This window comes from Vibrio crassostreae 9ZC13 (genome assembly GCF_000272045.2).
Lineage (GTDB): Bacteria > Pseudomonadota > Gammaproteobacteria > Enterobacterales > Vibrionaceae > Vibrio > Vibrio crassostreae_C.
Genome location: NZ_AJYZ02000019.1, coordinates 768,389 through 768,925 on the forward strand (window position 1 = coordinate 768,389; position 537 = coordinate 768,925).

At 49.7% G+C, this 537-nt stretch carries 1 protein-coding gene; it reads right to left on the reverse strand.

Annotated elements, in window-relative coordinates; all coding sequences use genetic code 11:
- Positions 1-537, reverse strand: a 537-nt coding sequence (locus A136_RS22720; RefSeq protein WP_032546856.1) for a tandem-95 repeat protein, incomplete at both ends; no start/stop codon positions are given.

Sequence of the window (537 nt, forward strand, 5' to 3'; positions counted from 1 at the left end):
GTCGTTAGCTACAACTGTCGCATCACCGTCGACCGTTAGGCTGCTGGCCGTCAAGTCATCGCCTTCCACATCTGATGCTTGAGAAAGCAGCTGCTCTTGGCTTAGACGAATCGAACCATCTTCGTCGATTGAGTACGCTAGGTCACCAGACACAGGCGCATCATCAACCGCAGTCACACTTACATCGATGTTCGCAGAGACCGTATCGGTTCCGTCTGACACATCGAAGCCGAAGTTTACGTCACCATTGAAGTTTTCATTTGGCGCAAAGGTGTACGTGCCGTTACCGTTGTCGGTAAGGATACCGTCGCCACCATCGTAGGTCACACCTTCAACCGTTAGGTTGTCACCTTCAATGTCTGTCGCGCCTGTAAGCAGATCCGCGTCTGTGAACAGTAAAGTACCGTCTTCTTCAACACTGAATTGCTGATCTTGAGGAACTGGCAGGTCATTGATTGGGTTAACGGTTAAATCGGCAGAAGCTTGAACGGTATTGGTACCATCTGAGATATCGAAGCTGATATCAATGTCGCCATT